Below are 24127 nucleotides of genomic sequence, written 5' to 3'. Positions count from 1 at the left end.
TATCCCCCTTTGGACTTCTATTTATTGCTTTTTATATTATTATAGCATTTGTAATTAATTTATATAAAAAATGATTTAAATTGATATATGTATTATACTTAAATAGTAAAAAATATTTTTAGTGGTTTAAGGAGAATATATGAACATCTTAGCAAAAGATAAACTAGAGTTAAAAACATCTAGTATTAATGAACTTAATGAATTAAATATCATACATAATGAGGCTTGTGAATACTTCAGTTTTGATGAAAATCATAATATCACTAGTCCTAGTGATTGTCTAACAATAGGAGACTTGCCACCTAATGGCACGAAAGATAATTTCTATATATTATCAGTTTATGAAAATAATCAAATTATCGGATATACTACTTTATACAAAGGATTCCCATCAAAAGATACTTTATATATCTGTTTTATGTATATTTCTAGCAAAAAACGTGGCAATGGATATGGCTATAGTATAGTTGAAAGTATCTCATCATACTTTAAAGCTAATAACTATAAGAATATAAAAATTTCAGTATCCTTAAAGAATTGGCAGGGTATTAGATTTTGGAATAAGTGTGGCTTTTCAACTATTACTAATGTAGATATTGATGGTCCATTTGGTAACAGTAATTACGGTTCATTTGAACTTGAAAAAATAATATAGTATGGTGAATTTAATGAATAGATTTGAATTAATAAAAAATGATAAAAGAATTATTAATATATATAAGCAAATAACAGAATTTGAAGATTTAGATAAAGGATGGGCGCATCATAATTTTGGCCATGTAAATAATGTTTCTAATTTAGTTGAATCCATACTTAATAAGCTAAATTATAATGAGGATTTTATAGAAGAAGCAAAAATAGCAGCACTACTACATGATATTGGTGCTATAGAAGGTAAAGATAATCATTCTTCAAGAAGTTATAATTTTGCTAAATCCTATTTTAATGATAATAATATTATATTAGAACATAAAGATTTAGTTTTGGATGCAATAAAAATCCACAGTGATGGGTTTAATAGTGATAACATAATAGCACTTACTTTAATATTAAGTGATAAACTAGATATAAAACATACTAGAGTCGCAAAAGAAGGCTATAATGTAAAAGGCATGAGACAGCTACAATACATAAATGATATATTAGTTGATATTAATAATAGTAATTTAGAAGTTAAGTTTATTTGTAATAATAAAATTAACAAAAGTGAATTAGAAGAATTCTACTTTATTCTTAAAGTCTTCAAATCAATAATAGCTTTTTCTAAAAAAATGAATTTAGAACCTAAAGTATTCTTTAATAATATAGAATGGCAATTATTTAATAATATTTTAGAAAATAATTATTAAATTAGTAAAATATAAAATAACCAATAAAAGGCAACTTATATAGATTTTAAATCAATATAAATTGCCTTTTTACATACAATTTTGTATACATAATTACTTAACTAGGTTTAATATATAACATTACTTATTTACATGAAGATTTCTATTTATCATCTCAACAACTGCAAAGCTAGCAACATCTTGTGCAAACTTGCCTGGTCCAAACCCTGCATCATATCCAAGTTCTTTAGCTAATTCATGACTAATTCTAGGTCCTCCACAAATTAACACAACCTTATCTCTAAGGTTTTCTGCTTCTAAAAGCTCTACCAAGTTTGTAAGATTTTCTATATGAACATTCTTCTGAGTAACAGTTTGAGATACTAAAAGTACATCAGCATTTAATTCTACAGCCTTCTTAATAAACTCCTCATTAGGAACTTGACTTCCTAAATTATATGCTTCTATTCCATCATATCTTTCTAATCCATAGTTACCAGCATATCCCTTCATATTCATGATTGCATCTATCCCTACAGTATGAGCATCAGTACCAGTACTTGCTCCAACTACTACTATATCTCTTTTTATATTTTCTTTTATATAAGTTTCTATTTCATACTTATCCATGGTCTCTTCTTGTGCTACTTCAACATGGATTTCCTCATAATTTACGCCTTTTTCTATATTTCCATATACAACATAAAAAGTGAAATCCTTATCTAATGGTTTATGATGAGCAACATTTATATCATTTAATCCCATGTTTTTAGCAGTTAGTTTTGCAGCCTCAATTCCTTTTTCATCGTCATTTATTGGAAGTGTAAAACTTACTTGTACCTTTGAGTCATTCATAGTATCTCCATAAGGTCTTAAGTTTTTAAGATCTAAATTTTTATCAAATTCCTTAGTCTCCATTGAGTATAATCCACTCATTAAAATCCACCTCCTAACATAAGTCCTATAAATGGGTTAAAATAATTAGCTTCTTTCATAACTACTCCATCAAGACCTTTCCCACCATCTATAGGTCTTTTTATTCCTGCAAACTTGCCTTGTTCTAATGTTTTAAATAATCCTTCTTTTTCTATCTCTGTAAGTAGTTCACAGGCTTTGTTTAAAACTTCATCAGCTCTGTTTGCCATTATTCCATCTTTCTTAAACTCTATTTCATCTCCAAAGTCTTTCATAGTATTAAAAATATAACTAGCATTTTCTATTGATATTGCTCGATCTGAAATAAATGGTGTGTGGATTGCCTCTGTTAACATTCCAAGTAAATGTAGTTTCTGCTTTGTCATTATAGTTACCATATTAAAAAGTGCATCTTGTACTTGCCCTTTAAATATATCTCCAGTCATAAACTTTGTAGGAGGCATATACTTCAGTGGTGCTTTAGGGAAAATCTCCCTAGCCATTTGTGCTTGTGCTAGTTCATATAAAAATCCATTTTCTACATCTGGGCTTATTTCAAAAGCATGACCAAGACCCATTTGCTCTTCTGGTAGTCCTGCTATAAGTGCAAATTGTTCATTAATAAATTGAGATGCCAATACTGTATGTGCTTCTTCTACTGCATCTGCTGTAGTTAAATAGTTATCTTCTCCAGTATTTATTATTACTCCTGCAAATCCATTAATTATTCTTGAAAAATATTGGTCTATCATAGTTCTTTTCATGTTTATATCTCTAAACAAAATTCCATATAATGCATCATTAAGCATTACATCTAGTCTTTCTTTTGCACCTAATGCTGCTATTTCTGGCATACATAATCCAGAGCAGTAGTTACAAAGTCTAATATATCTTCCAAGCTCTTCTCCGACTTCATCTAGTGCTTCCCTCATTAGTCTAAAGTTTTCTCCTGTAGCGTATGTTCCTCCAAAGCCTTCTGTTGTTGCTCCATAAGGCACATAATCTAGTAAACTTTGACCAGTAGTTCTTATTACTGCAATTATATCAGCGCCTTGTTTTGCTGCTGCCTTTGCTTGGATTATATCTTCGTATATATTTCCTGTTGCTACTATTACATATAAGTAAGGACCACTCTTATCGCTATACTCCTCTAAGTAATCATCTCTTTTCTTTCTATTTTCTTTAATTTTCGCCACAGTTTCTCTTGCTATTTCATTTATCTTCAATTTAACTTCAAAAACGTCATGTTCTTTCAAATTACATAAATCTAATTCACCTTTGCTAACTTTTTGGGCTATTTCTTGAATACTAAGCCCAGTATTAATCATAGCATTCCCTAGGTAATAAGCTATACCTAATCCTAAACTGTTTTTTCCATGGTCTTTTATAATATCGTCCACTACCACATTTGGAAGCGGCACATTAAATTCATCTACTCCATCTACTCCAAGTAATCTACATATTGTTCTCTCAACAGCAACAGTAGTATGTTTGTCTATAAATTCTTGAGTATCCATTGCAATACTTTTAGCGCTTTGTCTTGCTTTTTCAACTACACTAAAATCTAAATTTAATTTACTCATCTTGTCCCCCTTGTAAAACTTACTTAATATTTTTAGCTATCTCAACAATTTCATCTTCTAATCCTAATAACTTGCATATATTTATAGCATCTTTCGGTACTTCTCTTTCATTTCCAACTTTTTCTAAATTATAATCCATATTTTCTTGAAGTATGTCTATACTTGTGCTATTATAGTTTTTGTGAGAAATTTTCAGATTCATTTGACGTTTTAGCTTATCAAAATTGACATTCTTTAGACCAACCACTTGATAGTGGTCAATTTCCTGGTCAATGATATCATCATAATGAGTACACATTAAACTAAAAGAGTTGAAGTTTTTAAAATAAGTACATATTGATTTTAGAAGTATTCTTCCTTCACATGGATTAGTACCTCTTGCAAATTCATCTAGAGCTATAAAGCCATCTTGTATTTTCATAAGTTTAGTTATTTCTTTTAACTTAATTATCTCTGCTCCAAATGTAGATAGACCTTTGTTTACATCTTGCATATCATCACTTACTAAATATATAAAGTCTAGTATACATAAATCAGCTTCCTTAGCAAAAACATAAAATCCACATTGGAATAGATATAAATTAAGTGCAACAGTGTTTAAACTAACACTTTTACCACCCATGTTGGCTCCAGTTATTAAGGTAATCTTCTTAGTTAACTCTATACTAATTGGCATGTACTTTTTATTAGCTTTATTTAATATATTAGCTACTTTAGGATTTATTATTTCTCTGAAAATTATCTTATTATCAGTGTTTATATTTGGCTTAATCCCATTGTATTTGACAGCTAACTCTACTTTCCCCAAAAGTAGATCTAGTTTCCCAATTGAATTTATATTTGTTTTAATATTTTCTAGGTAATAATATAAGCTTGAAGTTATATGTTTTTTTATTTTCAAACATTCATTTTCTTCTTGTACAACTATGTCTAACCTATCATTTTTTAGTTTTTCAATAATATAAATATCATTTTCTGAGAAGATTTTACTTTCAAGCTTAGCCTTTTCTTTTCTAAGATTTGTTAGCTCTTGGCTATATGAATCGTATATGTGGAAGGTTGATAGATTTAAATCATCAGGATCTAGCATTTTAATAATTTTATTTAAGGATATAAAATTAATATAATCTATCTTAAGATTAAGCTTTGAATATTTTTTTATAAGTTCTTCATTGTTTATAGCAAAATTTTTTATTTCAAATAACTCTATTTCATCTAATATTTGTTTATTAGATAATCTTGTTATGCTATTTTTTATATCTTTGATCTTATAAAGTATATAAATTATTTCCTGGTAAATATCATTATTTTCTGATAACTTATTTTTAAGAGTTTCAATGTTATCTAATTCTTTTATTAATTTATCAGCATTAGCTTTTTTATAAATTTTTATGTTTCTTTTTTCTTCATGACCAAAGGCTGTTATAGTATTTAGTTCCTCATTAATAAAATTCTTAATACTCTCACCTACTTTCACTATATTTTATTAAACTTATAATATTTATATATTTCAATAAGTTTTTATTTATCTATAACATTAAATACTTTTGTTTCTGTTTTATTTTGTATACAATATATAAAGTTTTCTTCATTAAAAGCATATCCATCTATTGATGTTGGGTTTATACTAATTCCTATTAAATTTATAGGATTAATAACCTTAATTTCTCCTTTAAGTTTTAAAAATTTATCGTATACTTCTTTATCTAAAAATATCTTCGTACTATCGACAACTAACAAAGTCACATTTTTGTATTTAGTGCCACTTTTTATTAAACTTTGGATAAAGGTATTTGTAAGTATCCCATTTATCACTATATAACTTGTATCTTCATCTATCCCATCATAAACTTCTTTATGAGCATCTAAGGTTGTCATTATATTTAACTTTTTATAAGAGTAATCCTCATTAACCAAGGTTATCTTACTATCTAAAAGTTCTTCATAAATCTTATAAAATTTATCATCATCTATCTTATCAGTACTAAGCATGTTTGCTTCATAAGCAATTTGCTCAACTGCCTTATTCATATTTTTATTAATTACGGCTCCACTACAAAATATTGTAGCTTCTGTTACACTAGGTGAACCTAAAGTCTTTCTTGATAATGCTCCATCTACTATACTTAAGTTGGCACCTAGATTTAGTAATAAATTAATAATAGTTTTTATCTGACTATTAATAGATGGACCTGCTAGCTCTACATATCCATCACTTAAAGCTCTAAATATTACGATCTTACCTAAAGGAGTGTTTATATTTGTTACCTCTAGTATCTCTTTAGTAATATCGCTACTTAAAACACAGCTTTTTGCTGTTGCAATAATACTTCCTGCCATAACATAAATTCTTGGCTTTTGTGTATTAGTTACTATATCCTGACTTTCTCCATCTACCCCTATAGAGGTAAGACCAAGGGTAACCTTACCCTTAGTCTTCTTATTAGCTATTTCATTTATAATATAATTTAAGGTTGTGGTCTTACCTACATTTTTATAGTTTCCTATTATAGATAAGCTTTTATATTTTAAAACTTCATCTAAAATATTCATAATATATCCTTATTTTATTTAACTTTGTAATTTATTTTATAAGTCAAATTATAAAGTTAATAATTTAGTATTTATTCCTTACTTAAACCTCTATTTCTTCTATCTAACTCTACTGGCTCAAGTACTGTTTTTTCATTATTAAGTAGTCCTGCTATACCTACCTTATGTGTTTTAGATTTTCCACTACACACTTCACAATTACATTCGTGTTCATACTTAGGTGGCTCTATGTAAGTAGTTATTACACCTTCAAAGTTTCTAAGTATTACTTTGTCATAACTTTGAGATATTACGTAGTTTGGCATAACTGGTGTTTTTCCACCACCACCAGGAGCATCAACAACAAATGTTGGAACACAATAACCCGAAGTATGCCCTCTAAGACCTTCTATTATTTCTATTCCTTTTGCTACTGGAGTTCTAAAGTGTTCTATTCCATTTGATAAGTCACATTGATAAATATAATATGGTCTTACTCTTATTTTTACTAAATCATTTACAAGCTTTTTCATAACATGCATACAGTCGTTTACTCCTTTAAGTAATACGCTTTGATTTCCTAAAGGTATTCCTGCATCTGACATTTTTTCACATGCTATCTTTGATTCGTCAGTTATTTCATTAGAATGATTAAAATGAGTATTTAACCAAATTGGGTGATATTTTTTTAGCATGTTTACAAAATCGTCAGTTATTCTTTGAGGTAAAACTACAGGCGTTCTACTTCCTATTCTTATTATTTCTACATGTGGTATTTCTCTTAGTTTCTTTATGATATATTCTAAATTTTCATCACTCATTAGAAGTGCATCTCCACCTGATAATAATACGTCTCTTATTACAGGAGTATTTCTTATATATTCTATAGCTCTATCTATTTGGCTAAATGGTAGAGCATCATCATTTTGTCCTGCAAATCTTCTTCTAGTGCAGTGTCTACAGTACATTGCACATTGGTCTGTTACTAAAAGAAGAGCTCTATCTGGATATCTATGTGTTAATCCTGGTACTGGAGAATCTCCTTCTTCATGTAATGGGTCATCTAAGTCAGCAGCAGATATTTTTAATTCATTATAAGTTGGGATTGCCTGTTTTCTAATAGGGTCATTTGGATTAGTGGGATCTATTAATGATAGGTAGTATGGTGTAATACTCATTCTTAAATTTTCAAGACATTTTCTAACGCCTTCTTCTTCACTTTCTGTAAGTGGTATATATTTTTTTAATTCTTCAACAGTAGTTATTCTATTTCTTACTTGCCATCTCCAGTCATTCCAGTCCTCATTTTTAACATCCAAAAATATCTTCCTATTCATATTTTAATCCCCCTACTATACATATAAATTTTTAAATATTTCTCTTAAAGTTTCGCTTTCTCTTAATGAACTTATAGTTACATCTGCATGACCTTTTGTGTATCCGTTTCCTATTATCATGTTTACATCTTTACCTACACCCTCAGCTCCAAGTGCTGCCTTTGTAAATGATGTAGCCATAGAGAAGAAGTATACTGTTCCTTCATCTTTAACTGGTAATATAGAAGTCATTTCTGTATTAGGTACATTTACACAGTTTATACATAAATCAATTTCTTTTTCGTCATTTGCTTTTAAAACTTTTTCTAATACTTCATTTGGATTTTGTGCGTCAGCTACTATTGCTATATCCACTAATTTATTTTCTAATAAGAACTTTCCTTGTTCTTCTTTTCTTACTAATCCCATAACTCTACCATTTTTACCTGCTTTTTTCTTAGCTTCATAGCAACATAACATACCAGACTTACCTGCAGCTCCTAAAACTAATACACTATCGTCCTCTTTTACTAGTCTTTGTGTTTGAGCTGGTGCCCCTGCCACATCAAGAGCAGCTAGTGCTAAAGTTTCTTCCATATCTTTAGGAAGTTTTGCATATATTCCACTTTCAAATAATATTGCTTTTCCTTTTATTTCAACTCTATCTATATCTGGTTTAATATCTATTATTTCATCTATTTGTAGTGGAGTAAGAGATAATGAAACTAATGTAGCTATTTTATCTCCAACTTCTAAATCAATTTTTCCTATTAAGTCAGATCCTATTTTTTCTATAGTACCTATTAACATACCACCAGAACCTGTTACTGGATTTTGCATTTTCCCTTTTTGTGATACTATTTCAATTATTCTTGATTTTATTTTTTCTACATCGTGTTTACATTCTTCTTCTATTTGAGTAAAACTTGCTGAATCTATGTTTAAAGCTTGAACATCTATAAGTACTTCATTATCATAAAGTTCCATACTATTGTTTATTTTCTTAGCTGGTTGTGGTAGTACATTTTCTCCTATAACTCTGTGTGTTCCGTATTTGCATCCTTTCATGATTAAATCCCCCTATTTATTAATTTACTTAACCTATTAAGCACTTTTTATTATTCATTATTCTTCCATTATTTTCACATTCTCAGGTATTATTAAATATGCTTCAGTCATCGCTCTTAATTCATCAACACTTACATCCTTACTAATTTCTTTTACTAAAAGACCTTCGCTAGTTACTTCCATTACAGCTTGTTCTGTTATTATCATATCTACAACACCTTTAGCTGTTAGTGGTAATTTACAGTTTTTTAAAATCTTAGACTTACCTTTAACAGTGTGAACCATTGCAACTATTACTTTCTTAGCTCCCACAACAAGATCCATAGCCCCCCCCATACCTGGAACCATTTTTCCTGGAACTATCCAGTTTGCAAGATTTCCATGTTGATCAACTTCTAAAGCACCTAGAACTGTTATATCAACATGACCACCTCTTATTAGCCCAAAAGACATAGATGTATCAAAGAATGCACCATCTTCATTTATAGTTACGTATTGTCCACCAGCATTGGTAATATCTACATCTATTTCATCATCTTTAGCTAGTTTTCCCATACCAACCATTCCATTTTCTGATTGGAAGGTAACTTTTATACTTGGATCTATATAATTAGCTGTTAAAGTAGGTAATCCTATCCCTAAGTTTACTAAATCATTATCTTTAAGTTCTTTAGCTACTCTTTTTGCTATAATCTCTTTTGCATTCATTTTATTTTTCCTCCCTAACTATAAAGTCAACTACGACTCCAGGAGTCATTATCATATCTTTATTTAAGCATCCACATTCTACAAGGGTCTCAGCTTCAACTACTACTAAATCACTAGCCATAGCAATCATAGGATTAAAGTTTTTAGTAGTTCCTTTATAAATTGTGTTACCAAAGTCATCAACAATACTTCCTTTTATTAAAGCTAAGTCTGCTCTAAGAGGTAACTCAAGTAAAAACTCTTCTCCATTTACAACTATCTTTTCTTTATTTTCTTCTATTATTGTTCCAACACCAGTTGGTGTAAGTATTCCACCTAAGCCATAACCACCAGCTCTAACTCTTTCTATTAAAGTACCTTGTGGAGATAATTCAACTTCTACCTTTCCTTCATTCATAAGTCTTCCTGTTTCTGGATTTGTGCCTATGTGAGATGCTATTATTTTCTTAACTTGATTATTCACTATTAGTCTTCCTATTCCCTTATCTACAAAGGCAGTATCGTTACCTATTATTGTAAGATTCTTAACTCCTGAATCGATTACTGCATCTATTAATATCTCACTTGTTCCACAACCTAAGAAACCACCAATCATAATTGTCATATCATCTTTTAATAATCTTTTTATTTTATCTAAAGAAACTAATTTAATCATTTATTTCCCCCCATTTAGGCTTAAGATTTCACGAGCTTCCTTAGGTGATGCTATTTCTCTTTGAAGAACATTAGCTATTTTTACTACTCTTTCTACTAACTCACCATTAGATTTTGCCAAAACTCCTTTTTGCATATATACATTATCTTCAAATCCAACTCTTACATGACCACCTAGTAATATAGAAAATGCAGCCATTTCAAATTGAGATCTTCCTATACCGCTTACTGTAAAAGTAGCATTTGAAGGAATACTTTCTTTCATAAAAATTAAATCTCTATATGTAGCACTTATTCCTCCATTAACACCCATTACAAAGTTAAAATGCATACTATCTTTTATAAATCCTTTTTTATTAAGTCTTAAAGCCATATCTATCATACCTTTATCAAATACTTCTATTTCTGGCTTAACACCTAAAGCTATCATCTTTTCCCCAAACTCTTTTATAGTGTTTTCTGTATTGACAAAGATATCATCTCCACCAAAGTTACAAGTACCACAATCTAGGGTTGCCATTTCTGGTAATAAGTTTACAGGTTGAATTCTTTCATTATTACTCATTCCAACTGCTCCACCAGTAGATGGCTGAATAATAACATCAGGACATACTTCTTTTATTGCATTTATACAATCTCTAAATCTATTTATATCTTGAGTTGGTTTTCCATCATCTTCTCTAACATGAAGATGTATTATCGATGCACCTGCATCATAAGCCAACTTTGCTTCTCTAGCTATTTCCTCTACAGTGTATGGAACACTTGGATTATGCTCTTTTGTTACTTCTGCTCCACAAATAGCTGCCGTAATAATCAACTTTTCCATATTAAGACCCCCTATTTTATATCTATTATTAAAAACATTTTTAATATCTTTGTTTATCTTTAGTTACTACACAAGTACCACTTGCCCTACAAACTACTATTGGATCACTCAAAAGTTCTGCTGCTGAATCATTTATATCAGGTCTTGGTATAATAACTTTTCTAGCTTCAAAAACCATTTTTCTTGAAGAATTTCCAGAGTTAACTATCTCACCAACTGCTTCAATATAATCCCCTGCATAAACCGGTGCCATAAATTCCACATTATCATAGGCTTTAAATAAACCTTCATCTCCGTCATTTCTTATTAATAATTCAGTAGCCACATCTCCAAATAACTGTAGCATCTTTGCACCATCTACTAAATCACCTCCATAGTGAGCATCATTACTACCCATTCTTACTCTTATCATAGCCATCATTAAAGTCCCCCCCCCTTAGTTTCTTAATTCTTCTATAAGGTTTTTAATTACCTTATTAACATCTCCAACTATACCAACATCAGCAACTTCAAATATCGGAGCACTTGGATTTTTATTTATAGCAATTATAAATTCAGATTCTTCCATTCCAGCCAAATGTTGAATAGCTCCAGATATTCCACAAGCTATATATAAGTCTGGTCTTACTGTTTTTCCCGTTTGACCAACTTGTCTTGACTTATCTAGCCATCCAGCATCAACTACTGCACGAGATGAACTTACCTCTGCACCTAGTATTTCTGCTAACTCATAAATATCATCAAGATTTTCCTTACAACCCATACCACGACCAGCAGAAATTAATATTTTTGCATCCTCTATATTAACCTTTTTGATGTTTTCACTTACAAACTTAATAATCTCAACATTCTTATCACTTTCCTCAAAATCAACTTCAAACATTTCTATATTTCCTACAAGTGAGCTATCTTTTTCAAGCTTTTCCATAACTCCAGGTCTTACTGTACTCATTTGTGGTCTGTGCTCTGGGCAAACTATTGTAGCCATTATGTTTCCACCAAAAGCAGGTCTAGTCATAAGTAGTCCTTTAGTTTCTTCATCTATATCTAGAGAAGTACAGTCTGCAGTAAGTCCAGTATGTATACTTGCACTTACTCTTGGAGCCAAATCTCTTCCTATCGTAGTTGCTCCTATTAAAACTATTTCTGGTTCTTTTTTATTTATTACTTCACATAATGCTTTAGTATATGTGCTAGTCATATAATCTTTTAAGTTTTCATTATCTACACAAATTACTTCATTTGCTCCATAATAGATAAGATCCTTACATAATTTTTCTACATCATTACCTAATAAAACTGCACTAACTTTATCATTAAGCTTATGAGCTAATTCTTTTCCTTTTCCTAACAATTCTAAAGAAACTTTTTGTATATTACTGTTTCTTTGTTCAATAAAAACCATTACACTCATCTTTATCCCCCCTTAACTATTTCGTTATAATATACTTTTCACATAAAGCATCTACTATCAACTTAGCTCCTTGTTTTTCATCAACATCATGAACTACACCACAAGCTTTTACTCCTTTAGTGAAAGATTTTTTAACTTTTGTAGGAGATCCTTTAAGACCTATTTCTTCTAAATTAACTTCTATTCCATTAACACTCCAAGTCTCTATTTTATCTTCCTTCTCACAATCGTATATTAAGCCTACTCTCATATATCTTGGAGTATTCATTTCCTTTAATGTAGTAATAAGAAGTGGCATTTTTGCTTTTATTACTTGGTGTCCATCTTCAAAAGCTCTATTTACTATTACGCTATCACCTTCTATATCTAACTTTTCAACATAAGTTATTGAAGGTATATTTAAGTGCTGTGCTATTTGAGGTCCAACTTGTGCTGTATCTCCATCTATTGCTTGTCTTCCAGCTATTATTAAATCATAATCTAATTTTTTAATAGCACCAGCAATAGTAGATGAAGTAGCTAAAGTATCTGCACCTGCAAAAGCTCTATCAGTAAGTAATATTCCTCTATCAGCACCCATTGCTAAAGCTTCATTTAAAGCATGTTTAGCTTGAGGTGGTCCCATAGTTATTACTGTTACAGTAGAATCTGTTTTATCTTTTATATTTAAAGCCTCTTCTAATCCTGCTTTATCATCAGGGTTTATAATACTTGGTACTCCATCTCTTATTAAAGTACCAGTCTTAGGATCTAATTTTACTTCCGTAGTATCAGGAACTTGTTTAATACAAACTAAAATATTCATAATTTACTCCTCCAAATATTTTGCTATTTAAGTAAATCTGCACTAATAACCATTTTTTGAACTTCTGAAGTTCCTTCATAAATCTCGGTTATTTTTGCATCTCTTAACATTCTTTCAACATCGTATTCACGAGTATATCCATATCCTCCGTGAAGTTGGACAGCTTTAACAGTTACTTCCATAGCTACCTCTGAAGCATAAAGCTTTGCCATTGCAGCCTCTACACTGTATGGTTTACCTTCATTTTTCTTATCAGCTGCACTATACACTAAGTGTCTAGCCGCTTCTATTTTCGTTTTCATATCAGCTAAAACAAATTGAGTATTTTGAAATGCTGATAAGCTTCTTCCAAATTGTTTTCTTTCTTTTACATAGCTAACTGTAGAATCTAGTGCTCCTTGAGCTATTCCTAAGGCTTGAGCTGCTATTCCTATACGTCCACCATCTAAAGTTTTCATGGCTATTTTAAAGCCTTGACCTACTTTACCAAGTAAGTTTTCTTTAGGAATTCTACAGTTTTCAAATATTAATTCACATGTTGCAGAACCTCTAATTCCAAGTTTTTTCTCTTTCTTCCCTACAGTAAAACCTTCAGTATCTCTTTCAACTATAAATGCTGATATTCCACGAGTTCCCTTAGATTTATCAGTCATTGCCATAATTATATAAATATCAGCAACTCCTGCATTTGTTATAAATATTTTACTTCCGTTTAATATATAATGATCTCCATCTTCAACAGCAGTAGTTTGTTGTGCAGAAGCATCTGTTCCTGCGTTTGGTTCAGTAAGTCCAAAGGCTCCAATCTTTTCTCCTTTAGCAAGTGGAACTAAGAATTTTTGTTTTTGTTCTTCACTTCCAAACTCATATATTGGTGTTGCTCCTAGAGAAGTATGTGCAGATAATATTACCCCTGTTGTGCCACAAGCTTTTGATAATTCTTCAACAGCCATAATATAACCGACTACATCTCCCCCTTCTCCACCATATTCTTTAGGGAAGGGAATACCAAGCATTCCACACTCTGCCATTTTCTCTACTGTCTCATAAGGAAATTTTTCTTCTTCATCTATTTCATGTGCAATTGGTGCAACTTCATTTTCAGTAAATTCTTTATACATTTGTTTTAATAATTCATATTTTTTCATACTTTTCACCTCTTTTTAAAATCGATTGACTCTAATTTAATAGCTTTATATAATAAAATTTAGCATTAAAGTTTTATAACTTATTAACTATTAAGCTTGTACCTTGTCCTCCACCTATACATAAAGTAGCAAGACCTAAATTACAATCTTCTCTTCTATGCATTTCATGAATAAGCGAAACTAAAATTCTACATCCACTAGCACCTATAGGATGACCAAGTGCTATTGCTCCACCATTTACGTTTACTTTTTCCATATCAAAATTTAATCCTTTAGATACTGCTAATGATTGGACTGCAAAAGCTTCATTAGCTTCTATTAAATCTATATCTTCTAAAGATAAGTTAGCTTTATCTAATGCTTTTTTAGTTGCTGGTACTGGCCCATAACCCATTATTGTAGGATCTACTCCAGCAGATGCGTATGATATAATGCTAGCTAATGGTTTAAGTCCTAGTTCATCACATTTTTCCTTAGACATAACAACAACCATTGCACCACCATCATTTATTCCAGATGCATTTCCAGCACTTACAGTTCCATCTTTCTTAAAAGCAGGTCTCAGTTTTGATAGCTTTTCTATAGTAGTGTTATGCTTTGGATGTTCATCTGTAGAAATTATTATTGCATCACCTTTTCTTTGAGGTATTTTTACTTCTACTATTTCACTACTAAATCTATCTGTTAATTGAGCTTTTTTAGTTCTTTGTTGACTAATATAGGCAAATTCATCTTGTTCTTCTTTACTAATATCAAATTTTTCTGCTAAATTTTCTGCAGTTATTCCCATATGGTAGTTATTAAAAGCATCAGTAAGTCCATCATTTACTAAACTATCTATCAATGTGTTATTGCCTAAACTGTAACCATATCTTCCTTTTGGTATTAAGTAAGGAGAGTTACTCATACTTTCACATCCGCCAGCTAATACTACATCACAGTCACCTAAAGCTATAAATTGTGCAGCCATTGTTACTGCACGAAGTCCAGAACCACATACCTTATTTATTGATAATGCTGGAACTTCAACAGGTACCCCTGCTTTTATAGCTACTTGTCTTGCCACATTTTGTCCAAGTCCAGCACTAAGTACATTACCTATTATTACTTCATCAATTAATTCTGGATTTATGTTTGCTCTACTTATTGCTTCCTTAGCTGCTATACTTCCAAGGTTAACACAACTTACATCCTTTAGGCATCCACCTAATGTACCTATTGGAGTTCTAACAGCTGAAACTATTACTACTTCTTTCATATTAAAGCCCCCCTATAACTATTTATAATCATAAAAACCTTTATTAGTTTTTCGTCCTAGCATATTTCCTCTTACCATTTTTCTAAGTAGTGGATGAGGTCTATATTTTGTATCTCCAAATTCTTTATATAAAACTTCCATAATATTTAAACAAACATCAAGTCCTATTAAATCTCCAAGTGCTAATGGCCCTATTGGATGATTAGCTCCTAATTTTAATGCATTATCAATATCTTCTACACTTGCTATACCTTCAGCATAAATTCCTATACCTTCATTTATCATAGGTACTAGTATTCTATTTACTATAAAACCTGGTGATTCTTTTACGTTAACTGGTGTTTTATTTAGACTGTTAGAAAGGTTGACTATTTTATCGTGAGTTTCATCAGAAGTAAAGATTCCATCTATTACTTCTATAAGGTTCATAATTTGTGCTGGATTGAAAAAGTGCATTCCTATTACCTTTTCAGCTCTTTTAGTACTTAGAGAAATTTCAGTTATTGATAGAGATGATGTATTACTTGCTAGAATTGTTTTCTTTTGACATATATAATCTAGTTCTTTGAATAATTTCTTTTTAGCTTCTATATCTTCATATATTGCTTCTATTACTAAATCACATTCTACGGCTTCTCTTAAATTTGTTGTTGCTGATAAGTTATTAATCATTTTCTTTTTATCTTCTTGAGATATCTTTCCTTTTGCTACCTTTTTTTCAAAGCTTTTAGATATTACTTGTACGCCTTTTTCTATTAACTCATCTTTTATATCATGCAAAATTACTTCTTGATCATTAGACATTAGTACTTCACATATACCACAGCCCATTGTGCCACTGCCTATTACCATTATTTTCATAGTTTGTCCCCCTGAAACTCTTAATATTTTTATAACGGATTTCTACTACTTCTAATTTTGTAATAAATTATTTACTTTATATCTTTTTTCAAGTCAAAGTTAGCTTCTCTCTTTTCTAAAAAAGCTTCCATACCCTCTTTTTGATCATAACTTGCAAAACACATACCAAATAAGTTGCTTTCTAATTTAATACCATTATCAATACTCATATCTAAACCTTGGTTTATTGCAATTTTTGCATATCTTACTGCAAGCTGACCCTTAGTTGATATATCCTTTGCCATTTTTATAGTCTCGTCCATTAATTTATCTTCCTCTATAACTGTATTCACAAGGTTAATTTTTAATGCTTCCTTTGCATCAATAATTTTAGCACTATATGTAAGCTCTTTAGCTTTTCCTATCCCTACTATTTTTGGTAACCTTTGTGTTCCTCCAAATCCGGGAATTATTCCAATATTTAATTCAACTAAACCTAACTTTGCTTTTTGTGATGCTATTCTTATATCGCAACTCATGGCTAACTCTAAGCCTCCACCTAAGCAAAATCCATTTATTGCTGCAATAATTGGTTTAGGTGAAGATTCTATTTTTCTAAATACTCGATTTCCTTCTTCTGAAAATTTACGTCCTTCTTCAAAGTTCATATCTTTCATTTCATTAATGTCTGCACCTGCGACAAAAGCTCGACCTTGTCCACTTATTATTCCCACAAAGATACCTTCATCATTGTTTAAAATATCTATTGCTTTATCAAGCTCTTCTAAAACGTCCTTGTTAAGAGCATTTAATTGTTTTTCTCTATTTATAGTTATTTTATAAATATGATCTATCTTTTCACAGATTATATTAGTAAACATAATTTTTCCCCCTATAATTTAATCTTTTGATTTTCTACCTTACTTTCCAACCGTTTTCTACTGTATTTATTAAATTATATGAAGGCTATTTTTGATTATGACAATAAAAAGTAAAATTTCCTTAACTTATATAAAATTATTTTTATTAAGTAATAATTAATTTTGAATAACCAACCTATAGCTATCTGGTTATTAATATTTTTTATTAGTTATCTTTCATGAATTAATTTTATTTGTGAGTTTTTTTCTAAAAAAAATAGTTAATAATGATAAATAGATATTTTTAACTTTTAATAAGCTTAAATTATTTTTACTTGATATAAATTTGGAGGTTACATATGAATTATTTATCTTACGCCATTGTGGCAACATTAGTTATCTTCTTATCTATAAAGACTGCTAAGTATATTGATTTAATTGATAAGACTACAACCTTGTCTGGAGCATTTATAGGAGGGATATTATTATCAGCAGTTACATCTTTGCCAGAGCTACTAACTACTGTATCAGCTACTATTTTGTTGGATAATCCTAGTCTTTCTATTGGCAACATACTTGGTAGCAATTTGTTCAACTTAACAATTTTTTCTATTTTAGTTTTACTTAGTGGTAAAATATTCAAAAATGCTTCTATTTCTAAAATCCATAGTACTACAACACTACTATTATTTTTCATTTATATAGCATTAATATTAAACTTATTTAAGCTGGCTAACTTTGAAGTTTTAGGTTTAAGCATAACGTCTATATTTATACTCACTTTATATATAATAGGAATTAAAACAATGGCAAGCGATGATAATGAAGAAATTGAGGAAGATAATACTAAAATTGACTTGAGTTTAAATCAAATAATATTTAGATTTGTAATTTCAAGTATTGGCTTAGTTTTATTTAGCATTTTAATAACATACATAACTGATATTATATCTACAAAATTGAACTTAGGCGCAGGACTAGCCGGTGCATTATTCCTTGGAATTGCCACTTCCTTACCTGAAGTTACTACGTGTATTACCTTAGTAAAAAGAGAGAACTTTAACGTTGCAGTTGGAAATATCTTAGGCAGTAATATATTTAACTTTCTTGTGATTTTTATTGCTGATTTTATATATACTAAAGGAACTATCTATTTGTTTGACGATAAAAATATAGTATATCTTATTCTATTTGGAGCAATAGCTACTCCTCTTATGTTCTTTGTCTTAAACGGTAAGAAAGAAAAATCATACATATTCCCTTCAATTGGTATAATGATTTGTTACTTGTTGTTCTTAACATTATAAGCAAAGGTTAGTAGGCTGCCCTTAGAATATAAATATAATTTCTATAGATTTCCCTTTCTATTGTTTTATAAGCATGTATAATTATAGAAACTATGCACTCATACTGGCTTTATGATAATCAGCGAAACTTTAAAGGATACAGTAAGATGAGATGTTATGAAGAATGAATTAGCAGAGGCTATTTAGTTTAAAAGAATAGAGAAATTTTTATTAGATAAATACATAAGCCTAAACGCTAAAATGATTAATAATTTTATTAATCATGATCATTAATAACTAACTATTTAAAGATGGTTGAATATATCTTCTTTATTAGAAAAACTGTATCTCATTTACTATAATAAATAGTAAGAAGATACAGCTTTTCTAAAAATATATATTTTCATTTAATTAATTTTGTTTATTAAAAGAATGTTATCTGTCCGTCTATATAGCTTTCTTGTTTTGCTTCTTTTATAACATCATTCTCCATAATATTCCCAATTAATAAAGGTGAATTTGGATCATGATTCTTAATATTATCTTTAACTATATTATGATTATAATTTGCATAGCAGTATATACAACCATGAGCGCAAGTATTATATACCCCTATATCATTTCCAAGAAGACAACTACATCCTTTTCTTGTTGCTATTTTATTTGTTAGTACTTTGATATTATTATTAATTGCACGCTCAATTACTTGTTTAGTCATGCATCCACTACAATCAACACCACATTTAGAGAACTCTTCACCTTCTAAGCAGGTTTTAATTCTTATGTTGTATTTTTCTCCAATAGAAACAAATTTCTCTGCTAAAATTTTACGCTCTTCATAGGATACCTCTTTAATATTAATAAAATTACGCTTTGTACTTTCATACAGATCTACAAAACTAATTATACAATAATTTGTATATCCACTAAGAGAAGAAGCCATTTTTTCAAAACTTTCTATATGAAATTGGAGACTATATTTTTCATTAATAAAAATCGGATCATATCTCCATTCTATATTTTTTAAACCTACAATATCTGATAACTTTTTGAAACTTTCTATAACTTTTTCTTTTAAAGGCACATTAGGTTCTATGTCTTTATCATATGGAGTGATTGTTATAAACCAAAATTGTGAAAAATCCTTTATTTCACTAATTCTTGTAATAAAAGGTTCTGGATTTTTACTACAAAACGCTAAACAATCTACTATATCAGGTGTTAACCTGTATTTTGTTACCTGATTAAAATAATATGGATTTCTAACATAAACATATCCATCCTTAATTCTATTAAAAAACCATTTACTAAAATAAGCTGGTATATCTGTTCTATTTCCTGTATTTATTATCATAAGTCATTTTCTACCTTTATCTATTAATTGATTTTATATTATTGTTCTTCAACAATATATCCAACTATTGGCGCTACTTTTTTTAATGATTCTACGTTCCCATAATGACAAGAATTAAATTCATTAGTAAGGTTGTTACCTGCTAATAATCCATGGTGCATTCCGCCACCCCAAGAACCTACATTACTTACATCATAAACTATTTTGTTAACTACAACGTATGATGGACTTCCATTTTCTCCATTATAATTTTTTTCTATTTCTTCCATTGTAAATGAATTATTTGAATAGATCGTCTCAACTGTGTCTTGCTCTTTGACCATTTCTAAATAACTTATTTTGTTTTTCAAATACAATCTTTGCATTCTTAAACAGTTAAGCATATATTGGTTATCAGCCATATTCATATATTGCTCTGTCATTTTTATAGCATTTTCTAAATTTCTAATTTGTATATCGATATAACTCTTATTCATATTTTCACCTCTAAATTATAAGTTCATTATTATATATATACTTAAAATATTGAGGTTCTATGATATTAATATATCTACTATCACCTTTTATTAAAAAGAAAAACTAATGACTTTCCTTTATTTGTTAGTATAATTCTTTGTATATATAAAAAACTATTATAACTGCAAAAGGTACTTAATATCTTTTATTCTTGTGTTTAATATATTTTTTATTGATACCTAAATACCTTAAATTTTTCTCTTTATAAAAGATCAATTCTGGTATATTATCAATAAATATTCTCAAAATATTTTATCTGTATAAGATTTATTATTCTAGTTAATATCTGTAACATCAATTAACATAGATATTAAATAACCACATTTATCATAATTACTCACTACAGTTTATATACATTTTTGTTATACTTGAAAACATCATAATGTCTTAACTTATGTTAAAAAGCAATACTTTCTAAATATCTAAATTAATTCGCTGAAATTTTTCAATATTATAATCTTCTAAGTCCAAAGGGTATCTAAAGTTATTATAAAGACACTTATTAGCATATATTATTCTATTGTTTTTATCCTGAGTTCATACAGCACACTCCCTATTGTCAAAAATCTAATATACAGAATTCGTAACTTACCATCATTCTAATTTTAAAATATAATGATTTACTACAATCTCTAATGCAATGTTAAATACCCATTTATCTAAAATTTAAAATCATTATTCATTAATAATATAAATTTTAACCAACAATATATATTATTCACAAATATTTTTGATTAAATTGCCATATATAAAAAATTTATACAGCAGCTTATCATATCTAAAATATAACAAACAAGAAAACAAGTCTTTACTATACTTAAAAACTTAACATATTTTAAATTTTCTATATTTTCAATAAATTATAAAAAGTAAATGTACCACTTACTCTTCGAATAAAATATAATTATCTTATATATCTAAAACACTTAGATTATTATTACATAAATTCATGACTAAACTTATTTTTATATAATAGGGGGTGATTTATTGAAAAAGTTAATCTCAGGATCTATCACTTTAATTGTTCTACTTGCTTCAAACTATTTATTGTGTAATCTGTTTAAAGTGGAGTTTTTAGAATTATCATTTATGACTGGTTTGTTATTTACTATTATAATTTGGTTTTTCTCTAGTGAGGGTGGGTTTACTACAGAATTAACTAATGCATCTCATAAAAGATTTATGGCTAGCGAAACTCGTACTAAAGATCATTTTGTAAAATTCCATTTCAATGTCCCATTTGTAGTTTCACTAGCTTATACAATAATTTTTGCATTAATTAGTATAGTTATTTATTGGAAATACTTCTAATATATTATTATCTACTTAATAAAAAGCAGTAACTTTTCTGCTTTTTATTAAGATAATATTTATCATCTATTTTTATCAATTTATAAATATAAAGATTTAATTATTGAATAATTACAGGTGTTGTATCTAATATATTCTCATATATCCACTTTGCATTCTCAGTCTCTAATCTTATACATCCATGACTAAGCGCCTGACCAAGTCGTGAATCTATTACATAGCTTCCTGTTGAATCATATAAAATAGAATGATAATAATAACCATCTTTAATTCTTGTTGCATACTTTACAGAATAATTCTCTGTTCCAAATGATGGCTTTCTACCATTTATATAAAATATACCTGTAATAGTAGGTGTTTCAGCCTTTCCAACTGTGCATTTCCATTTGTGTAACTGTACCCATTTACCATCTTCCTTTTTAAAAACATAAGTATATTTGCTCTTTAGGTCAGTTGTTAGTAAATAATTGGTAGGACTTTTTATATTATTTTCATTAACAAATCTAGTCATGTCAGTGTAAAAATATTTATAATCAAATGCATTTGGTTTATTTCCATCATCTGATAAAAAATAATTAAATACATAACCAACCATATCATCATATACTACCTTAGACCAATCACCATCATCTTCTAATACCTCAACTCTTGACTTTTCAGGAATTACAGTTATTATATCAGTACTTATTGATTTATCTTTTCTTAAATTAAGATTGCTCCAAGTATATTTACTTTTAGATACAAAATCCCTATAAACATATCCTTTGTTATTATAATATACTACTTTTAACCAATATTCCTCAGAATCTAAAACTTCTATTTTAGCCCCCTTAGGTATTACTGTAATTATAGGTGAGTCTGTTGATTTTTCAGATCTTAAATTTAAATTTACTAAAGTGTATTTATATATATTTTCTCTTGCTTTTTTTATTATTCTTTTACTTTCATACACAAAAATACATCCCCTCATATTCTTTTACAATATTTTATGAGAAAATGTATTTTTATGTTCTATTTTTATTTTTCTATATTTATAACTTGATCAAATACTACTTCTTTATCTACTTCATCATAAGTTCCTTCTTGACCTTCAATAGTAACTAATATTGGCTTTTCAACTACCACTCGTATATTTTTATATTCTTCAGATGGAGGCATATAGATACCCATCTCACCTTTATTATCTTTACTTACTCCACTTTCTGACATTTGAAGCACTTTACCATTTTCACTTTTTACATTTATTACAGTTCTTAATTCTTTATTTACTTTTACATGCACCTTAAAAGCCCACGTTCCAATGATAACATGATCTTTATCATTTCCACTAATTGCATAGTTATCTATTACATTAATTTTTATTTGGAAGTTAAATTCGTCTGGTATTTCATCTTCTATATCCATTGTACTAAGCTTATATTTTGCATACCTACAAATGTATATTCATCTATAAACTTTCCTTCTAACCCTGCAAAACCTGATGTATCCAGTTCTTTATCTATAAAATCGACCTCTATCTACTGGAGAGAGAGTATTTATTACACCCATTTAACTCTTCTCTTTCTTCTATTGCTAATAATTCATCTTCAACCAAGTTGCTTTCACTACTAATCTTATCTTCTAGCCTTGCTTCTTTACTTCTCTTCTGTAACAATCTATAGCTTTAAACTTTGCTATTGCACATATCTACTTTCTAAGATCTTCAGATTCACCTGTGCATTTTTTGAATTATTCTATACTGAAAGGAATACATCATTTATACACACTTCAATTACCCCATCGTTATTAAGTGAATATAATACCTTATAATACACACCTTTAACTAATGGTAGATATTTATCTACTATATATTCTAGTGAGTCCTCTTTCTCTTTTTATATAATTTGCTTCATTACATGCCATATTCACCTCCAAAATTCCTATAAATTGTGCCACAACTTATTAATAAAAGATTTACAATAGATAAAATGAAATAAAATAAATTTATTATCACTTCTATTAAATATTTTTTATAAATTGCATTTTAAAATTATCAACCACTTAATATTGTAATAAAATAACCCATAATACTTCTTTAAAAATAATACTATAAATAAAAAATCTTTTTTAGGTAAAAATATTTAAGACATTATAATTATTATGGCTATAAAACTACTCATTATGGAGGTATTACTTTGAAAAAATACTATTATTTATTTTCTATTGTTTTAATACTTTTCTTATTTCCTAATTCTACATATGCAAATTCAAATAATATAATTGAACCATGTAAAGAAGCGACTACAACATATAACAAGGAGTTAGGAAAAATATATTCTGAAATTGTACGTGTAAGAGATTATCTTTATGCAATTGACATTAATCCATATGATATTAAAAATGACTCAAAATAATTATATAAA

Annotated in this window: 26 protein-coding genes; 5 read left to right on the top strand and 21 right to left on the bottom strand. The window is 28.9% G+C overall.

The genetic code is table 11. From position 1 onward, the window contains the following. Positions 1-139: 139 nt before the first annotated feature. Both ACI48P_RS07845 and ACI48P_RS07840 read left to right on the top strand, forming a co-directional pair. The gene (locus ACI48P_RS07845; RefSeq protein ID WP_475214934.1) at positions 140-655 is read left to right on the top strand and encodes a GNAT family N-acetyltransferase; all 516 of its coding nucleotides are present in this window, start codon (positions 140-142) and stop codon (positions 653-655) included. Between the two features lie 13 nt (positions 656-668). Continuing rightward, entirely contained in the window at positions 669-1349 is a 681-nt protein-coding gene (locus tag ACI48P_RS07840) for an HD domain-containing protein (protein ID WP_475214933.1), read from the top strand. A 120-nt stretch (positions 1350-1469) separates the two neighbouring features. On the opposite strand, the gene kamE is transcribed toward ACI48P_RS07840, so the two are convergent. From kamE to ACI48P_RS07760, 16 genes are all read right to left on the bottom strand, one after another. After that, positions 1470-2264, bottom strand: a complete 795-nt coding sequence (gene kamE / locus ACI48P_RS07835) for a lysine 5,6-aminomutase subunit beta (protein ID WP_475214932.1) — start codon at positions 2262-2264, stop codon at positions 1470-1472. Next, on the bottom strand, positions 2264-3826 hold the full coding sequence (kamD, locus tag ACI48P_RS07830; RefSeq protein ID WP_475214931.1) for a lysine 5,6-aminomutase subunit alpha: 1563 nt from the start codon (positions 3824-3826) through the stop codon (positions 2264-2266). The genes kamE and kamD overlap by 1 nt, the downstream gene beginning before the upstream one ends. 19 nt (positions 3827-3845) lie before the next feature. Further along, a complete protein-coding gene (gene kamC, locus ACI48P_RS07825) occupies positions 3846-5303 on the bottom strand; it encodes a lysine 5,6-aminomutase reactivase ATPase KamC (RefSeq protein ID WP_475214930.1) in 1458 nt (485 codons plus the stop codon). Between the two features lie 44 nt (positions 5304-5347). After that, positions 5348-6379, bottom strand: coding sequence for a lysine 5,6-aminomutase reactivase subunit KamB (kamB, locus tag ACI48P_RS07820; protein WP_475214929.1), 1032 nt, complete (start codon positions 6377-6379; stop codon positions 5348-5350). Positions 6380-6450: 71 nt separating this feature from the next. Next, positions 6451-7695: a lysine 2,3-aminomutase gene (gene kamA, locus ACI48P_RS07815; protein ID WP_475214928.1), complete on the bottom strand. Its 1245-nt coding sequence runs from the start codon at positions 7693-7695 to the stop codon at positions 6451-6453. Positions 7696-7710: 15 nt separating this feature from the next. Beyond that, complete coding sequence (kdd, locus tag ACI48P_RS07810) at positions 7711-8742, bottom strand: L-erythro-3,5-diaminohexanoate dehydrogenase (protein WP_475214927.1); 1032 nt, start codon at positions 8740-8742, stop codon at positions 7711-7713. Positions 8743-8799: 57 nt separating this feature from the next. Further along, positions 8800-9450: a 3-oxoacid CoA-transferase subunit B gene (locus tag ACI48P_RS07805; protein ID WP_475214926.1), complete on the bottom strand. Its 651-nt coding sequence runs from the start codon at positions 9448-9450 to the stop codon at positions 8800-8802. 1 nt (position 9451) lies between these two features. Next, complete coding sequence (locus ACI48P_RS07800) at positions 9452-10105, bottom strand: 3-oxoacid CoA-transferase subunit A (protein ID WP_475214925.1); 654 nt, start codon at positions 10103-10105, stop codon at positions 9452-9454. Beyond that, entirely contained in the window at positions 10106-10933 is an 828-nt protein-coding gene (kce, locus tag ACI48P_RS07795) for a 3-keto-5-aminohexanoate cleavage enzyme (RefSeq protein WP_475214924.1), read from the bottom strand. A gap of 40 nt (positions 10934-10973) precedes the next feature. Further along, on the bottom strand, positions 10974-11354 hold the full coding sequence (kal, locus tag ACI48P_RS07790) for a 3-aminobutyryl-CoA ammonia lyase (protein ID WP_475214923.1): 381 nt from the start codon (positions 11352-11354) through the stop codon (positions 10974-10976). 15 nt (positions 11355-11369) lie between these two features. Next, on the bottom strand, positions 11370-12347 hold the full coding sequence (locus tag ACI48P_RS07785; RefSeq protein ID WP_475214922.1) for an electron transfer flavoprotein subunit alpha/FixB family protein: 978 nt from the start codon (positions 12345-12347) through the stop codon (positions 11370-11372). A gap of 16 nt (positions 12348-12363) precedes the next feature. After that, positions 12364-13152 (bottom strand): electron transfer flavoprotein subunit beta/FixA family protein, encoded by a 789-nt coding sequence (locus tag ACI48P_RS07780; RefSeq protein WP_475214921.1) that lies wholly within the window; start codon positions 13150-13152, stop codon positions 12364-12366. Positions 13153-13175: 23 nt separating this feature from the next. Beyond that, positions 13176-14300: an acyl-CoA dehydrogenase gene (locus tag ACI48P_RS07775; protein ID WP_475214920.1), complete on the bottom strand. Its 1125-nt coding sequence runs from the start codon at positions 14298-14300 to the stop codon at positions 13176-13178. A gap of 73 nt (positions 14301-14373) precedes the next feature. Then, entirely contained in the window at positions 14374-15558 is a 1185-nt protein-coding gene (locus ACI48P_RS07770) for an acetyl-CoA C-acetyltransferase (RefSeq protein WP_475214919.1), read from the bottom strand. A gap of 18 nt (positions 15559-15576) precedes the next feature. Beyond that, positions 15577-16419: a 3-hydroxybutyryl-CoA dehydrogenase gene (locus ACI48P_RS07765; protein WP_475214918.1), complete on the bottom strand. Its 843-nt coding sequence runs from the start codon at positions 16417-16419 to the stop codon at positions 15577-15579. Between the two features lie 71 nt (positions 16420-16490). Then, on the bottom strand, positions 16491-17279 hold the full coding sequence (locus tag ACI48P_RS07760; protein ID WP_475214917.1) for an enoyl-CoA hydratase-related protein: 789 nt from the start codon (positions 17277-17279) through the stop codon (positions 16491-16493). 338 nt (positions 17280-17617) lie between these two features. Between ACI48P_RS07760 and ACI48P_RS07755 the strand changes: the two genes are divergently transcribed. Then, on the top strand, positions 17618-18565 hold the full coding sequence (locus tag ACI48P_RS07755) for a sodium:calcium antiporter (protein ID WP_475214916.1): 948 nt from the start codon (positions 17618-17620) through the stop codon (positions 18563-18565). 403 nt (positions 18566-18968) lie between these two features. Here ACI48P_RS07755 and ACI48P_RS07750 read toward each other — a convergent pair whose 3' ends face one another. Further along, positions 18969-19898 (bottom strand): DUF1848 domain-containing protein, encoded by a 930-nt coding sequence (locus ACI48P_RS07750; RefSeq protein ID WP_475214915.1) that lies wholly within the window; start codon positions 19896-19898, stop codon positions 18969-18971. 38 nt (positions 19899-19936) lie between these two features. After that, complete coding sequence (locus ACI48P_RS07745) at positions 19937-20374, bottom strand: cytochrome b5 domain-containing protein (protein WP_475214914.1); 438 nt, start codon at positions 20372-20374, stop codon at positions 19937-19939. A 1027-nt stretch (positions 20375-21401) separates the two neighbouring features. On the opposite strand from ACI48P_RS07745, the gene ACI48P_RS07740 reads away from it, so the two are divergent. Beyond that, complete coding sequence (locus ACI48P_RS07740) at positions 21402-21725, top strand: hypothetical protein (RefSeq protein ID WP_475214913.1); 324 nt, start codon at positions 21402-21404, stop codon at positions 21723-21725. Positions 21726-21825: 100 nt separating this feature from the next. Here ACI48P_RS07740 and ACI48P_RS07735 read toward each other — a convergent pair whose 3' ends face one another. The 3 genes from ACI48P_RS07735 to ACI48P_RS07725 form a co-directional block, all read right to left on the bottom strand. Next, a complete protein-coding gene (locus ACI48P_RS07735) occupies positions 21826-22677 on the bottom strand; it encodes a L,D-transpeptidase family protein (protein WP_475214912.1) in 852 nt (283 codons plus the stop codon). A gap of 65 nt (positions 22678-22742) precedes the next feature. Beyond that, on the bottom strand, positions 22743-23129 hold the full coding sequence (locus ACI48P_RS07730) for a hypothetical protein (protein ID WP_475214911.1): 387 nt from the start codon (positions 23127-23129) through the stop codon (positions 22743-22745). A gap of 109 nt (positions 23130-23238) precedes the next feature. After that, on the bottom strand, positions 23239-23379 hold the full coding sequence (locus tag ACI48P_RS07725; RefSeq protein WP_475214910.1) for a hypothetical protein: 141 nt from the start codon (positions 23377-23379) through the stop codon (positions 23239-23241). 520 nt (positions 23380-23899) lie between these two features. Between ACI48P_RS07725 and ACI48P_RS07720 the strand changes: the two genes are divergently transcribed. Further along, a complete protein-coding gene (locus tag ACI48P_RS07720; RefSeq protein ID WP_475214909.1) occupies positions 23900-24118 on the top strand; it encodes a hypothetical protein in 219 nt (72 codons plus the stop codon). The last annotated feature ends 9 nt before the right edge of the window (positions 24119-24127 follow it).

This window comes from Romboutsia sp. LXY-2 (genome assembly GCF_056171995.1).
The sequence above is the reverse complement of the archived record's forward strand: the minus strand, read 5'-3'. Positions and strand labels throughout refer to the sequence as shown.

Excerpts from the sequence above, each read along its gene's own strand:
- ACI48P_RS07845 (WP_475214934.1), top strand. The coding sequence starts at position 140 with ATGAACATCTTAGCAAAAGATAAACTAGAGTTAAAAACATCTAGTATT.
- ACI48P_RS07840 (WP_475214933.1), top strand. The coding sequence starts at position 669 with ATGAATAGATTTGAATTAATAAAAAATGATAAAAGAATTATTAATATA.
- kamE (WP_475214932.1), bottom strand. The coding sequence starts at position 2,264 with ATGAGTGGATTATACTCAATGGAGACTAAGGAATTTGATAAAAATTTA.
- kamD (WP_475214931.1), bottom strand. The coding sequence starts at position 3,826 with ATGAGTAAATTAAATTTAGATTTTAGTGTAGTTGAAAAAGCAAGACAA.
- kamB (WP_475214929.1), bottom strand. The coding sequence starts at position 6,379 with ATGAATATTTTAGATGAAGTTTTAAAATATAAAAGCTTATCTATAATA.
- kamA (WP_475214928.1), bottom strand. The coding sequence starts at position 7,695 with ATGAATAGGAAGATATTTTTGGATGTTAAAAATGAGGACTGGAATGAC.
- kdd (WP_475214927.1), bottom strand. The coding sequence starts at position 8,742 with ATGAAAGGATGCAAATACGGAACACACAGAGTTATAGGAGAAAATGTA.
- ACI48P_RS07805 (WP_475214926.1), bottom strand. The coding sequence starts at position 9,450 with ATGAATGCAAAAGAGATTATAGCAAAAAGAGTAGCTAAAGAACTTAAA.
- ACI48P_RS07800 (WP_475214925.1), bottom strand. The coding sequence starts at position 10,105 with ATGATTAAATTAGTTTCTTTAGATAAAATAAAAAGATTATTAAAAGAT.
- kce (WP_475214924.1), bottom strand. The coding sequence starts at position 10,933 with ATGGAAAAGTTGATTATTACGGCAGCTATTTGTGGAGCAGAAGTAACA.
- kal (WP_475214923.1), bottom strand. The coding sequence starts at position 11,354 with ATGATGGCTATGATAAGAGTAAGAATGGGTAGTAATGATGCTCACTAT.
- ACI48P_RS07785 (WP_475214922.1), bottom strand. The coding sequence starts at position 12,347 with ATGAGTGTAATGGTTTTTATTGAACAAAGAAACAGTAATATACAAAAA.
- ACI48P_RS07780 (WP_475214921.1), bottom strand. The coding sequence starts at position 13,152 with ATGAATATTTTAGTTTGTATTAAACAAGTTCCTGATACTACGGAAGTA.
- ACI48P_RS07775 (WP_475214920.1), bottom strand. The coding sequence starts at position 14,300 with ATGAAAAAATATGAATTATTAAAACAAATGTATAAAGAATTTACTGAA.
- ACI48P_RS07770 (WP_475214919.1), bottom strand. The coding sequence starts at position 15,558 with ATGAAAGAAGTAGTAATAGTTTCAGCTGTTAGAACTCCAATAGGTACA.
- ACI48P_RS07765 (WP_475214918.1), bottom strand. The coding sequence starts at position 16,419 with ATGAAAATAATGGTAATAGGCAGTGGCACAATGGGCTGTGGTATATGT.
- ACI48P_RS07760 (WP_475214917.1), bottom strand. The coding sequence starts at position 17,279 with ATGTTTACTAATATAATCTGTGAAAAGATAGATCATATTTATAAAATA.
- ACI48P_RS07755 (WP_475214916.1), top strand. The coding sequence starts at position 17,618 with ATGAATTATTTATCTTACGCCATTGTGGCAACATTAGTTATCTTCTTA.
- ACI48P_RS07750 (WP_475214915.1), bottom strand. The coding sequence starts at position 19,898 with ATGATAATAAATACAGGAAATAGAACAGATATACCAGCTTATTTTAGT.
- ACI48P_RS07745 (WP_475214914.1), bottom strand. The coding sequence starts at position 20,374 with ATGAATAAGAGTTATATCGATATACAAATTAGAAATTTAGAAAATGCT.
- ACI48P_RS07730 (WP_475214911.1), bottom strand. The coding sequence starts at position 23,129 with ATGGATATAGAAGATGAAATACCAGACGAATTTAACTTCCAAATAAAA.